Origin of the sequence: Pseudomonas sp. GM_Psu_1 (genome assembly GCF_026544185.1) — a bacterium.
GTDB lineage: Bacteria > Pseudomonadota > Gammaproteobacteria > Pseudomonadales > Pseudomonadaceae > Chryseomonas > Chryseomonas oryzihabitans.
The window spans coordinates 100,119-114,137 of record NZ_JALNUX010000009.1; the positions used below are offsets into that span (position 1 = coordinate 100,119).

7 protein-coding genes are annotated in these 14,019 nt (G+C 60.9%); 5 read left to right on the forward strand and 2 right to left on the reverse strand.

The window, feature by feature from the left end; all coding sequences use genetic code 11:
* Positions 1-10: 10 nt before the first annotated feature.
* Complete coding sequence (locus tag OXS31_RS16280; protein ID WP_267400452.1) at positions 11-916, reverse strand: DNA replication terminus site-binding protein; 906 nt, start codon at positions 914-916, stop codon at positions 11-13.
* Positions 828-1,505, reverse strand: coding sequence for a hypothetical protein (locus OXS31_RS16285; protein ID WP_267400453.1), 678 nt, complete (start codon positions 1,503-1,505; stop codon positions 828-830). The genes OXS31_RS16280 and OXS31_RS16285 overlap by 89 nt, the downstream gene beginning before the upstream one ends.
* 76 nt (positions 1,506-1,581) lie before the next feature.
* Here OXS31_RS16285 and OXS31_RS16290 point away from each other — a divergent pair, with 76 nt between their 5' ends.
* The 5 genes from OXS31_RS16290 to OXS31_RS23470 all read left to right on the forward strand — a co-directional run bounded on the left by OXS31_RS16290 (position 1,582) and on the right by OXS31_RS23470 (position 13,854).
* Complete coding sequence (locus OXS31_RS16290) at positions 1,582-2,181, forward strand: hypothetical protein (RefSeq protein WP_267400454.1); 600 nt, start codon at positions 1,582-1,584, stop codon at positions 2,179-2,181.
* 92 nt (positions 2,182-2,273) lie between these two features.
* A complete protein-coding gene (locus OXS31_RS16295; protein ID WP_267400455.1) occupies positions 2,274-3,752 on the forward strand; it encodes a YqaJ viral recombinase family protein in 1,479 nt (492 codons plus the stop codon).
* A gap of 11 nt (positions 3,753-3,763) precedes the next feature.
* On the forward strand, positions 3,764-5,251 hold the full coding sequence (locus OXS31_RS16300; protein ID WP_267400457.1) for a hypothetical protein: 1,488 nt from the start codon (positions 3,764-3,766) through the stop codon (positions 5,249-5,251).
* 399 nt (positions 5,252-5,650) lie between these two features.
* The gene (locus tag OXS31_RS16305; protein WP_267400459.1) at positions 5,651-6,019 is read left to right on the forward strand and encodes a hypothetical protein; all 369 of its coding nucleotides are present in this window, start codon (positions 5,651-5,653) and stop codon (positions 6,017-6,019) included.
* Between the two features lie 161 nt (positions 6,020-6,180).
* Positions 6,181-13,854, forward strand: a complete 7,674-nt coding sequence (locus OXS31_RS23470; RefSeq protein WP_267400461.1) for an N-6 DNA methylase — start codon at positions 6,181-6,183, stop codon at positions 13,852-13,854.
* Positions 13,855-14,019: the final 165 nt, after the last annotated feature.

The window sequence follows — 14,019 nt, forward strand, 5'->3', positions numbered from 1 at the left end:
CCTCGAGCTGCTACGGCAGTGTCGCGTCGGTCACGCTCAGATAGCCACCGTCGCGGAAAGGCAAAGCAAGTCGGATACCCCTGATCTTGTCGCTCCGCTCCTGATGCGAGCGACCAGGGTTGAATCTGATCCTCTTCGACGGCCAACACCCTTTGAGTACCACGAAGGGTAGGTTGGCCGGCATCTGCCGTCTAATCACCTCGCCGTCAGCGCCCCACGAAAGATTGCAGCGCAGATGGCGCTTAACCGGCTCATGCCACCGGTACTGACAGCCGTCACCGAAGCCGCTCACTTCCGCCGCAAGGTCTGATGCGTTGGCATCATTCAGGCGCGTGAGTACATCTTCTCGGGTGAGAACTTCGGAGCTTGCGCCCTTGGTTGCGACGGTGAAGCCGGCGCTTAATACCGGTGCATCCATGACAAACACCCGCCTCCAGGCCATCAGTGGATGGAGCCTGGGATAGCCGGCAAGAGCATAGGCGCGGCGCAGCGCGGCGAAGCGGGACTGGCCAACGTTGAGGCTGGTCACCAGCATCTCCAGCCGGCCTTTCTCGGCGTTTAGTTCTTGCACGGTCTGGAAGAGCGCGGGGCTAACCTCGACGACGCCGGGGTAACGGGCAACTGCGCCGGCGGCTTCATCATCCAGGCAATTCCAATCGCCTATCGCCTGAGCGAGATGCGCGGCTGGATCAACATCGAGCTCATCGCCCGTCTCACCGCAGAAGAATACAGAACGATCTATCTCGCCGCCGGCGAGCATCGACTCCCGCATATCGGCGACGAGTGCGCCCATGCGCTGCAGCACGGGCACTAAGGTTTCGTTAAGGTCAGTCTGCGACGTTTGCATCTCGCCGATCTTTGCGCCGAACAAGGTTTCCTCGTTGCGGTTGCGGCTCTTCAGGCTGTTCGTCGTCATCGCCAGCACCTCCTGTCTTGCCCCGGCCCACGCCTGGCCAGCGGCCATCGGTGAAGATCCTTTGATGATCCTGGACGCCCTGGGCCTTCGCTTCGATCAGAACGGTATCCTTGATCACAAACCAGTTTTTCGGATCTGCATCAATCAGCTTGTCGATCAGCCACATCAAAATGCGCACCGGCTGATTGGCTTTCTGATTGCCGGGTTGTTCAGATTTGCTCAGGCGGAAACTGCTGTTCTTGGCCATACCGAGCAGTGGTCCGAAGTGACTTTTACGAAATTTCGGGTCGATGCTCTTAATTTTGGCAAGCAACACTTCCGGATCCGGCGTGTCTATGCGTGGAATGCATTCTGGGAAAGCCGAGAAGAGGCGCAGCAACATAGCGACGCTGGGATTGAGCGTCTTATTGCTGGATCGCTGCGTGTAGAGCGCAGAGGAGTTCACGCCGAAAGCATTGCAAAGCTCAGCGAGCTGCAGATCGTGCAGTTCGGAGAAGATGTCAATGTCACGGCCGCTGAGGGCAACGGGTTGCCCCATTTTTGATGACTCCGGCGCCAGTTTCATTTCTAATGGGCTTTTCGTCGTCATGTTCACCTACAAGCGAATTGTTGTGCTGAAATCTATGCCTTACAATATCATCATATGGACGTGTTTGGGCTAATTTATGTCGCGGGTCAACCTCAATACCGTTCTGCTCTACAAAGGGGATGAGCAGCTTCGTCCGACGTCCTCTACGCTCGCGCTAGAGGGTATCGACAAGCTGTTTCCGTCCCTGACGTTTCCCTCCAAGGGCCGGACGTTTCTCTACGGACACCGCAACCCAGCCCTTCCTTACCTGCTAAAAGCTCACGCCGGGGCGCGGCTGCATCGTGCTGTCGTCGACGTAGAAGTTGAGATCGGCGTTTGGCTGCGGCAGAAGGTCGATATTTCCGACGACCCGGAGAGCGGCATCAAGCACACCCGATTCATGTCGGTGCCCCGGGCCAAGGTCGGCCTGTTGGAGCGCCTGGACGAGAAGTGGAAGGAAGCGCTGGCGCAGGCTGGATTGCCCAAGGATGACACCTTGCGAGGTGCCACGAAGCATCCGCACTTGCTCGATCAAGTGATAGAGCTGCCTGAATTTAGGCACCTGGCAGTGATTTCCTATCACGTTTACAGCGAAGAGCTGCAGGGGCAGTTCCAGGCCGCAACTGTGTTTGACCTCGACGCCATCATGGCGGTTGAAGGCGGCGCCGACTTGCAGGGCGTGACCTTCGAGGTATAGCATCACCGATTAGAGAGTGGGCAGCGATGCCCACTTTTTTTGGGCCCCTAAGCTATACGGTACAGTGATATTATATGATGCATTTATCTAAAATGATCGATGCGCTGCCTCAGCGCGCTGTGATCAGCCCTGAGGCTCGGCAGCGCTGGTTGGATGGAATCGTCAGATATCACGGTGACCGTGCGGAGTGGCACGTCCAACGGCTCCAGGGGTTTGGTGGATCTGAGATCGGCGCGCTCCTGCGCCACGAGCTCAACCTATCCGAATCCGGCTTTGGGAACGCCCAGCGAGTAATCGAGCAGAAGCTCTGCCGGCGGTTGCCAGAGCGCGAAACGCACCATATGCGCCGCGGCAATGAGCTTGAACATCTTGCCCGGCTTGCCTTCGCCTATCGTTATGGTGCCGAGCAGGATCAAGAAGCCCTGGCGGCTATGGCGAAGCCACACCAGCGTCCGGGCTACGAATGGCTGGTGGGGAATCCAGACGATATTTTGAAGATCGGCGGAAAGCGGTTTCTCCCCGACTACAAGGTGCCGGCGACCTATTCGGAAGGCATCGACTACGACTACACCGCCCAACTCCATCACTACGCCCTGGGTGCGCAGCTCAGACACATACCTCTGGACGGTCTCGTGCTTGCGAAGCTGGATCTTGCGCCCGAGCTTCAGGAAAGCCTGATGACAAAGTTGCGCAACGCGCCGCTGGAGGATGTGCGCGCGGTGGCGAAGATGATTGCCGATACCGACGTTCCAGGCCTTCGGATTGTCGCGCACGTTGTCGAGCAGGTTCGCTCTCTGAAAGCTGACATCCTGGATGTGGGCCGAACCTACTGGAATGACTATGTGCTGGCCGGCCAGGTGCCTGACATGGCACCGCTTCCAAGGATTGAGCTCAATCCCGCTCAGCTCGAAGACTTGGGGCGCTATCAGCAGCAGTACGCGATAGCCCATGCCGGGCTGGGGCACTTGGAGGACGTCAAGAAGGACCTGTCCGGCAAGATCACCAAGATGCTCGACGGCGTCGACGTCAGCAAATACAGCCTCCCGGTCACCGTAACGAACGTCTCTCAGAAAAAGACGCTGGATCCCGATCGCATCATCGCCGAGGCGCGTGCGCTTGGTGCTACTGAAGCTGAGCTCCTGGCCGAGCCGTCCACCTACAACGTTCCCGCATTGCTTCGCGAGATCGAGGCCTTGAAAGGCAATCCGAACGCCGAGCACTTGTTCGAGCGTACCTACAGCGCCGAAAAGGCCGAAGGCTACCTCGCGGCTCAGGGCCGAGACCTGAAAGAGTTCGAGAAGCTCAGCCTCAGCGTTGGTATCTCGCGCAAAGGCGAGGCCAAGGCTGCGATCAAAGAGATGAAGGCGAGCGCGGAGCGTGTCTACGGGGGCTGGATGGCCGAGCTGTGCCCCGCCACCGAGGCTGAGTTCGATGCGCCTGAGCAACTAGCCGCACTCTTGGACGAGCAGAACGACTCGTTCGCCGATCTCGACGCTTTCCTCGAGCACGACACCGCGCTGCAAGCCCAAGACGCTATGCCGTTACCCAAACCATCTGCAGGCCCACGGTAAGGAGATTTGCTGTGTCTCAAAACAACTTTCTGGAGACCTTCGGCTCCTCACTTCAAGCCGCCAAAAAGGCTGATGAAGCCCGGCACTTCCTAGTCCAGGTTGAGCGCGTAGCGGTCGATCCGAAGAGCAAGGAGCGCTTCAAGCTGCTCGGCCGCCGCCTCGATACCGGGCAGCAGGTTTTCCTCGTCAGCAAAAAGGCCTCTGCCGGCCAGCGTCTCCCGGAGGAGGGCGGAGTCATCCGCGCGGACAAGGCCAGCGCACACGCAGCGAAGAGCGAGCGTTACCCGGACGTTCCGATCTACAACGCGGAGTACTTCCACGCGTACTCAGCCGGTGATCTGTGCATGCAGGCGATCGTTCGGCCATCGCCTGTTCGCACAATCCCGAATAGCACCATGATCACCGCCGAGGTGACTGCCGTCGACACTGAGGTCAATGTGACGGCGATCAGCATGGCTGATGCAGCGGCGCGCATCGACGATTACCTGGTCATGCTCCTCCAGCCCTGGGCATTTAGGAACAAGAGCTCGATTACCCACGACGCGCAGGGCACCCCGGTGTGGAGTGCAGACGGTACGACTAAAGGCGCGGTACCAAAGGTGATTTTGCGCGTTCCCGGGATGGAGACATCGCGGTGGGTCAGCGGGATAGGGGCGGTGGCGCTCCAAGATGGGACATCCCGTCGCCCGAATCCCGAAGAGATCCGGGCCTACATTCAGAAAAACATGAGCCTAAGCCAATTCAAGCAAGCCCTGGCGGCCGTCGCCACGAACCACCCCGAAGACCTGGGCAAGTACAAGGTCGTGCTCATTCCTGCGACCGCTTTCAGTGTCGGACGGGACAGCTTGGCCAACGAAAGCTACCTGCAGATTCGCGATGCGTTCGACTACAAGACCGTAGCTCCAGGCGGTGCAGCGGGCGGGCAGCCTCCCGCAGTCACGCGCGGCTTCAAAGGCGCTTGGGTGCACGTTCAGATGTCTCCCAACGGCCGGCTGATCGTTACCGACGTGCGCCCCAACAACCTCTTTGGCGGCTTGACGAAATCTATCCCAGAGACGCGCCCTGAGGTCGAGCTTCGCCAGGCGGCCGAGAAGGCACTCCAGGCGCAGCAGCAGCTGAGCGCTCCTGCGCGCCCAAGTCCTGCACCGGCGGCAGAGCCTAACGCGGCCCAGCGCACGCCCGTCGCGCCTGAAGGCCAGAAGCCTCGCACGGCCCAGGCTCAGAAACCTGCGGCGTCGGCGCAGTCCCCAGCCCGTACCTCGGACCAGGCCCTCGCCACTCGGCCGGCCGGCACCGCCGAAAGCCAGGCGGAGCCTGACGACGCTGAAAGCTGGGACGACCTTGCCTTCATGGGCGAGGACCTATCTCACGACCTCAAGGCGATCGAGATGATGAATAGCGAACCCGAGGCGGTTACCGACGATGAAATGGAAGAGCTTTTCGCGGAGGTCGACGCGCGCGCCGCTCGTCGCGGCATGCTCCCTCGTATGGGTGGCTAGGTTTTTTTCCGCCTGAAGTACCGGAAGGATAGGTAGGCAAGATGAAGAAGCTCTGGGTCAATACGAGCGTTTATGGGTTCCGCATATTTCTCATTCGGGCGGCAGGATCGTCGCTCGACCACAAGCTCGTGGCAGGGGGGCCCCGGGTCGGTGAGCACGCCGACGCGCTGCAGCAGCTCGGGTTCGCTCGCGAATCTGGCGCTCAGCTCAAGAACGAGTACTGGACTCGCCCCTTGCAGGGAATCTCCAACAGGGTGATCGCCGAGGCCTTTGCCCAGGCGACCGTGGAAGAAACCCCGATCGAAGTCATCATGCCTAGCTGGAACTCGATGGTCAGCCAGGCTAAGAAACGCGAGGCCACGGCGCCTCGCTCCAACGTCACCCCTGAGGACACACCGAATGCAGAGCCCAACGAACAACCATCCGGCAGCGCTGCTGGAAATGGACCTTCACGCGATGCTTCTTCCGGAGCTCCAGCAGCTTCCGTTCTGGGGACGAGCGGTGCACGAGATGTTGATGGAGCTCAATCCCGGCCTGATCAACGAGTTGGAGGCCCAGGGGCAACTGATGGCGTACCTGGAGAAGCAGGACGCGGAGCTGACCGAGCGAGCTCGCAAGCTCGAGCGAGAGTGGAAGCTGAAGAATCCCCTGCCGCCGACCGCGCAGATGCAAGAGAGCGCTCAACGGAATCGGGACGCCCAGGTGTACGCACGGGAAGTACTGAGGGAGCAGCTGTCGCAGGATCTGATGACGACAGCGACTCCGTAAGCGCTTCGCAGCTCGCTGGCCAAGCACTTGTATCGCAGTTCGCCGCCGAGTACGGATTTCCAGAGCCGGCGTGGACCCCCGGAACCCAACTCGGCGGTTGGCTCCGCGCGCCCTTCAGCCGCGGCGGCAAAACGATCCACGTTGGGGTGAGCAGTGGTGGCGTGATCAACGTGGGCGGTAGCGCCCACGCGCCTGACGGCGGTTTCATCACCACGATTGAGCAGGTGAGTGCCGCCGTTGCCAAAGCACTGCCTGCGCTTAAAGCCGCGCCTGGGTCTGAAAGTCAGCAGCCCGAGCCTGCAGATCCTGCGCCGCAGGCTATTGCCGAGCCAGAGCCAGACAACAGTCCTGAGGAAGAGCCCGAGAACGGCGATGGGTTCCTACTGGACACCGGTGCTGCCGCTACGGAAGAGTCGGCTGACCTGATGCCAGCGAACGCCGCACCGTCCTATCGCGAGGCGTTCAAGGATTACGTGCGTTGGCGCCGCAGCGAAGGCATTGCGCGCATGGAAGATGTGATGCCTGGCGTCTACGGCAATCGGGTCTTTCAAAGCCGCATCAACAAACAGAACTCCCACCTGTTTAGCGTCGATGGCCACGGCAGCTATTCGTTGAAGGCGGTGTGGCGCGAGCTGGACACGGAACTTGCCCAGGCCGCTAGTGAGGCTACGCCGACTACCGTCGCCAAGGACCTGGTCGCGCGAGCGGCAATGGTAGCCGGCGCAGAGGTCGATGCCTGGGAAGACAGCGATGGTGTCGAAGCGACTGTGCTTCGCCGGCCGGATGCAGATCCGATCGGTATCCAGGTTGATCGCGCCGGAGCGATTAGTCTCAACGGAATGCCGACCAGCGCCCCCGGTCTATCGGCCCCGACCCTGGGCAACCTGACGCAGCGTATTCAGGACACGTTCAGTCAAGCCGGTGGCACCCTGCAGGATGCCGTTACCGCAGCGGGGCTCACCGAGTGGCTCATCGGTAGAACTGAGACCGCCGTCGACGTGCTGCTTCGTCGTGGTACCGGATCTACGCTGGCCGTTGCAGCAGGGTCACCTACTGAACAGTCGCTTGATGAGCGGCACGCCAAGATCGATGAAGCCTTGCGTGCCCTGGATGATGAGCAGGTGCACAAGCTCTATGCTCGCGCAGGCCTCGCCGGCGAGCGTCAGTCGGCTGAGTTCAAGCGCAAGGCGTTGTGGGGGGAGCACCCGGACGATATTGAACCGGTGCTTGCCGCCTTCCTCAGCCTTTCGGGACAGCAGCCGGCCGCGGGCGCCGACGACAGCGAGCAGGATCGCCGGCGCGTTATTTCAGAGGTTGAGACGACAGACGCAGCGCTGGTCGAGCGACTCCTCGAGCATCCCCTCGCCGGTAGTCCGTCGTTCGACGAAGTGAGTAAGCATCTCGATTTTCGCGATGTGCGCACTGCGCTGCTCGGTTATCCGGAGATTCTCACGCCGGCCGAGCGTCAGGCCTACCAAGCGGTAATGTCCGACTACGACGAGATGGAGCTGCGCATTACGGAAGACGCTCCGCTCGACGTCCCGTCTCACTGGCTCGTACTCAATGCAGCACGGCCGCTCTTGGGCGATCAGACCCTTGAGAACGGGCCCTGGCTTGCCGGGCGCTTCTATGCGGCGATCGATCCAACGTCGTCGATGGCGCAGCGCTACCTGAAGATGAACAGAGATCTCGCCGCCCGTGCGGTGATCGTCATGTCGAAGGACGAGCAACTGCGCCTGGCACTCGCGGATAACGAGTACCGCGAGCGCTACCTAGAGCGCTTTGAAGGCAAGGAGCTGTATGAGGCGGTGGAACCGATCCCGAAGCTCATCACGTTATCGGTTGGTGAGCTACGTGCTTTACGTGGACGATCCCTCGCTGCGCTTGTGAGCGTGGAATCTCGGCCGGCGGCGTTGCTGGTGCCTGACGACGGTGAAGTCCACATCGTATCGTTGGAGGATAGCAAACGCTTCGGCGAGGCCGAGATTGACGCTGGGCTGGCGTTGGTTCAGAGACCCGCCCTGGACGACGCTCCAGCCGATTGGCTTGTAGGTCCGTCCAACCATCCGATCATGATCAGAGCCGCGCGCAAACTGTGGTCTCCAGCGAAGTGGGATCACGAGGTGCAGGCTGTCTTCGAGCGCCGCGAGTACGCGGAAGCGTTCGAGCTGTATCACACCGGTCCGGACGCGGTGATCAACAGCCTCGAAGCGTTCAAGCGCGATCGCGCCGCGCGCGTTGGCGGACCGACCGTGCAGAACGTTCTGTCTGCCGGCCAACGTGCGGAGCTGTTCCTCTCCGGGCTTTCCGTAGGTGCCATCTCTGGACTTGCCCAATACGGTATACCCAGTCTCGGCGGCGAGGGTGAGCGTTGGGCAAGCACGCAAAGCGAGGAGGTCATCCGGCAGTTCACCGAATCCTTGGATGAGGTGATACCGCAACACGCAACGCTCGCCCTTCAAGTCGATGCAGAGGTTCAGCAGTACGCGATCCGTTTCCACATACGGTCCCAAACCTTGGGTCCGCTGGACCACAAAGACTATTCGCTCACCACTTCCACCGCGGCCTTCGCCGAGGAGCTGGTCCAATTCGCGGCCCGCCAGGTCACCCAGGCCGAGCGCGCGAACGCTCAGCAGCAGCAGGCCCTGGAAGATACCAAGGGCGCTGACGCGCCCGGCCTGGTAACGCCGGCGGCAGTGCCGCCCGACGTTACTGCTGAAGTGCCCGCCGGCGTCGACCGGCAGTGGCGCGGTTTTACCGCAAACGACCTTTGGGCGGCGCACCATGATGGCTTTGGAAACGTCGGCAGCCGGGGCGCGCAGATCTCTCTAGAAAATCTGATCCGCGCCGAACGCGAAGGAATCACGGTACTCCCGATGATGCAGCAGCGTGAGCTCCTGCGCTTCATGGGCTGGGGTGCCGCGGCGCAAGGTTTGCGCGTGGACCACTCCAAATCCAGTGCAAACACAATGGGCTTGAGTGTGGCGCGTCTTCTGGACATGACGGCCGCCGAATTCAATCGGCACCTGCTTACCCATCGGTTGGAGAGTTACTACACGCCCGCGGCTATCATCAAACCCATGTGGGAGATGGTGCAGCAGCTCGGTGTCCCCGCTTCCGCGAAGGTCCTGGATGCTGGGTGCGGAACAGCGGGCTTCTTCATTGGCGCCCCATCCGAATTCCAGCAGCATGCTCGCATGGTAGGCGTCGAGGTCGACCCGATTGCCGTGCGCCTGGCCAAGGTCACGTGTCCCGATGCGAAGATCGTCAACCTGCCCTATGAGCAGGCTGTGCTCGATAAGAACTTCGATGTCGTGATGGGTAACGTACCGTTTGGCGAGACCGTCATTACCGACAGCCGCTACCCGAACGCTAGCCACATTCACGACTACTTCATCGTCCGCAGCCTGGACCAGCTGGCTGCTGGTGGCGTGATGGCGGTCATCACCTCCAGCGGCACGATGGACAAGGTCGATTCGCGGGTCCGCGAGCAGATCATGTCGCGTGCGAACCTCGTGGCGGCCTATCGGCTGCCTCAGGACGTCTTCAGCCAGCTCGGCGCAACCGTCACCACCGATATCTTGATCCTGCAGCGCCGCCCGGATGGGACCGCACCTGACGTCGACTTCAGTGAGAGTGTTCCATTTGTTGTCGACGGCCAGACCTTCAACGTCAACCGTTACTGGCACGACAACCGCCGTCACGTGATAGGCGCCTGGGAAGTGCGCTCGTCCGCGTTCGGTCCGAAGCTCCATGTTGCGGCCACGCCTTCGCGTCACGACTTGCTGCATACCCAGAAGCTCATGGAAATCAGCGCCGATCTCTCCGAGCTCGCCAAGGAGCTTCCGGCGCAGTTGGTCAGCCGGACACAGTGGAGGCCGCAGGCCAAGGATAGCCAGGTACCGGCATTTGATCGCGAGCCCCGGCCGGCGGACTCGGAATTCCTGTCCGACTACCAAGGCTTTGTTGGCGACTGGTTCATCCTGGACGGCCGTCTCTCAGAGGTACTCGACATCGAGAACACCTTCGACGCCGACGGTGTACTCACGGGCTCCCGTCACGTCGTCGTGCCGCTCGCGCTTAAGGGTAAGCGCAACGAGGAGGTGGTCAGAGCCTACATTCCCTTGCGAGACGCCACGCGTGAATTGATGGCTATGCAGTTGCGAGGCAGCGATGCCGAGCTCGCAGCGATCCAGCAGCAGGTGCAGAGTCTCTACACCGAATTCTCCGATCGCTTTGGCGCACTGAACAAGGCCGAAAACCAACGCGCCTTTGCCGAGGATGCCGGCAGCGCCGAGGTTCTGGCGCTGGAAGTGTGGAACGATCTTGAGGATCGGCTTGAGCGCACAGCGGACGCCCTGGTGCGTCGCGTGGTGCTTGGTGAGGCAGCGGTATCCGTCGCCAGCGCCGAGGATGCGTTCTACGTCGTGATGGACCGTAGTGGAAAGGTCGACTTTGCAGAGATGGCGGCCCTGGTGGGCCAGCCCGAAGACGAGGTGCGCCAGGCCCTCTTGGGCACATTGGTGTTCATCAACCCCGAGTCGGGCCAGCCTGAGCCGGCGTATCAGTACCTCAGCGGCAACGTACGCAAGAAGCTGCTGATTGCCGAGCAGGCCGCAGAGCTCGACGAGGCCTGGGAGGGGAATGTGCAGGCGCTACGCGTCGTACAGCCTGCGCCGATTTCCTTTGCGGACATCACCATCAAGATCGGTGCCAATTGGGTGCCGGAGGCCGATATCCGGGAGTTTACGCTCGACCTCTTTGACACGAAGTTCATACCCGTGGCGGACTTCGACGTTCAGTATCACCGGACTCTGGGAAGCTGGGTCGTCGACGCGTCCAACCGGTTCAAGTCCGAGCACGAGGCTGCGCGCAAAACCCTCTACGGGACGGAGCTGATGGGCTTCGAGCAACTGCTCGAGAAGCTACTGAACAATCAGCGTCCGACTCACTATCACGAGGTGGACGGGCGCAAAATCGTCGATGACGAGGCGACGCTCAATTCGCGCAGCAAGCAGGACCTAATCGAAGAGCGCTTCCAGGCCTGGGTGGCCGGCGACGGTGAGCGCGCTGAGCGGTACGCTCGCCTGTACAACGAATCCACGAACGTCTTCGTGCTACCGAAGATCGACGGCTCTCACCTGACCTTCCCGGGGATGTCGTCTTCATGGAAGCCGAGATCTCACCAGCTGAACATGGTCGGTACCGCATTGCTCGGCTACAACTGCGTAGCCGCGCACTGCGTTGGCGCTGGCAAAACGTTCGAGATGGTAGCGATCGCGATCAAGCTGAAGCAGCTGGGCATGTGGACCAAGCCCATGATTGCAGTGCCAAACCACATGCTTGGCCAGATCGCGCGGGAGACCAAACAGATGTTCCCCGGCGCGCGCGTGCTGATGGTCAGCAAGGACGACCTCAGGGGCAACGCCCGGAAACGCTTCCTTGCGATCGCGCGCAACAACGACTGGGACGTCGTGGTATGTACCCACTCGATGCTTAATCAGATTCAGGCGCCCCTGGACACGCAGCGTGCCCGCTTCGACGTGCTGACGATGCAGCTGGAGGCTGCGATCGACACGTCCGACAACGAGCGGAGCAAGCGCCGGCTTGCCGCCAAACTGAAGACCGTCCAGGCCAAACGCTCGGATTTGGAGCGACGGTTCGAGACTCAGGAGAAAAAGGGCCCGGTGCTTACCATCGACCAGCTTGGCGTAGATGGTTTGCTGGTGGATGAGCTGCACAACTACAAGAACCTGGAGTTGGCCACCAGCATGAACTTGCTCGGCATTCCAACGGCAGGTTCGGCCCGTGCCGCGAATCTGGACGGGCTGGCGGAGTACCTGCGCGAGCTGCATGGCAAGTCGTTCGGGCTGATCGGTGCAACCGGTACGATCATCTCCAACTCAATGGCCGAAGCTTTCGTACACAACAAGGTTTTCCGTCCAGACCTCATGGAGGAGGTAGGGATCTACAGCTTCGACGACTGGGCGTCGCGCTTCGGCGATGTCGTCACCGGCCTCGAGGCGCTCCCGGAGGGCGGCGGTTTCCGCGTCAACGAGCGCTTCGCGAAGTTCGTGAATGTCCCTGAGATGCTCAAGCTGTTTCGCTCCTTTGTGGATGTGCAGACGCGCGAGAACCTGCAGCTTCCGACGCCTGAGGTCGAGACCCTCGTGGAAAGCGTCGAGCAGAGCGATCTGCAGAAAGCCTTCATGGCGCACCTTTCCATCCGCGCGCAAGCGATCCGTGGGAGCACCGGTGCCCGGGTAGACCCTCGCGATGACAACATGCTGGCAATCGCGACCGCCGGACGTAAGGCCGCGCTGGACTTGCGCCTTGTGGTGCCCGAGTTACCCGCTGAGGCGTCGCTGAAGCTTGCAGCCGTGGCAGACAACGTCTACGCGGAATACCTGCAGCATGCCGGCGTAAAGGGCACCCAGCTCGTTTTCATGGACCTGGGAACGCCGGGGGAGGGCAAACCATTCTCGACCTATGAGGCGCTCAAAGAGCTTCTGGCTGGTCGCGGAATGCCGGCCGACGAGATCGCCTTCATTCACGACGCGAAGACGGATGACGAGAAGGAGGCGCTCTTCACCCAGGTGCGGTCTGGCGCTAAACGGGTGCTGCTCGGCTCGACCGAGAAGATGGGCGTTGGCACCAACGTCCAAGAGCGCCTGTGCGCCATCCACCATGCCGACTGCCCATGGCGGCCGGCAGACATCGAGCAGCGAAAGGGACGGATCGAGCGCCAGGGAAACCTGCACTTCGACAAGGTCAAGGAGTATCGCTATACCACCAAGGACAGCTTTGACCTGTTCATGTGGGAGACCAATCAGCGCAAGGCCCGATTCATGAACCAGGCGCTTTCGGAACCGGATGCCGCCGGCCGGGAGATCTCCGAGGAAATGGATCTTGGCTACGCCGCAGTCATGGCTGTAACGACCGGTAACCCCATGATCCGCGAGAAGGTCGAGGTAGACGATGAGGTGGTCAAGCTGGAGCGGCGGTACCGCGCCTGGCTGAGCGATGGCGCCCACAAGCGGATGGCGCTCAGGTCCCTCAACAAGGACGTGCAGGATCGCCAGCGCTTCATTCAGGCGTCTCAGCAAGTCCTTGAAGCGCTGCCCAAGGCGACGTACCAGTGTGTCGAGGTCAGAGGTGCCATCGCCAACCTGCAGGATGGATCGACGACCTGGCTACGATCGACTGAGATCGGGGAGGCACTTAAAGCTCGGTTGGTAAAGGCAGAAGTCGCCATGGGCCGGGAACGGTCGGACTCCGAATCTCTGAACGCTTTCGTAGGTGGCGTCGAGCTGAGGTATGTCCGTAATTCGTTCAAGGCAGAGGACGAGATACGCGCCTATGTGAACGGTGAGGTAATGCGCGGCTACACGGTTGTTGCTTGCAAATCGCCCGTGAACATGGGGTATCAAGTCACCAAGATGCTGTTTGGAGCAGCCGGCCATATCAACGAAATCCGAGCGGATCTGGACCGCTTGCGACACCAGATCAAGATGATTGGCCCTGTTGCAGAGAACGCTGTTTGGGAGCGCCAGGCTGAGCTGGACGACGCGCGTTCGCGCAAGCGTGAGCTGGACGCCTGGTTCATGAGCCAGGGCGAGGCGGGCCTTCCGAAAGAGGATCCGTTCCCGGCGATGGTGGCGGCGTACGCCATGCGCCATGCGCTCGCGCCGCATGATGGCTACGAGCGCGTGGATACCGACGTGCTCGATGAAATGGAGCCGGCCCAGAGCGACATACTGGTCGACTTCGAAGAAGCACCACCGCGTGATAGTGAATCGCACTATCCTGATATGCGTTTTCCAGCCGTTGGCTAACCGGTTTACTCCTAACGCCCCGCACTAGCGGGGCTTTTTATTGCCCTGCTGTCGCCAGCGACAGTGCGATTGTCGCTGACGACAGGCTTTACGTTGACAGCGACACATATACGATAGAATAATTCTCTACCGTATATTTTCAGGGCAAAGCAGTGAAAGCTCGGC

Excerpts from the sequence above, each read along its gene's own strand:
- OXS31_RS16280 (WP_267400452.1), bottom strand. The coding sequence starts at position 916 with ATGACGACGAACAGCCTGAAGAGCCGCAACCGCAACGAGGAAACCTTG.
- OXS31_RS16285 (WP_267400453.1), bottom strand. The coding sequence starts at position 1,505 with ATGACGACGAAAAGCCCATTAGAAATGAAACTGGCGCCGGAGTCATCA.
- OXS31_RS16290 (WP_267400454.1), top strand. The coding sequence starts at position 1,582 with ATGTCGCGGGTCAACCTCAATACCGTTCTGCTCTACAAAGGGGATGAG.
- OXS31_RS16295 (WP_267400455.1), top strand. The coding sequence starts at position 2,274 with ATGATCGATGCGCTGCCTCAGCGCGCTGTGATCAGCCCTGAGGCTCGG.
- OXS31_RS16305 (WP_267400459.1), top strand. The coding sequence starts at position 5,651 with ATGCAGAGCCCAACGAACAACCATCCGGCAGCGCTGCTGGAAATGGAC.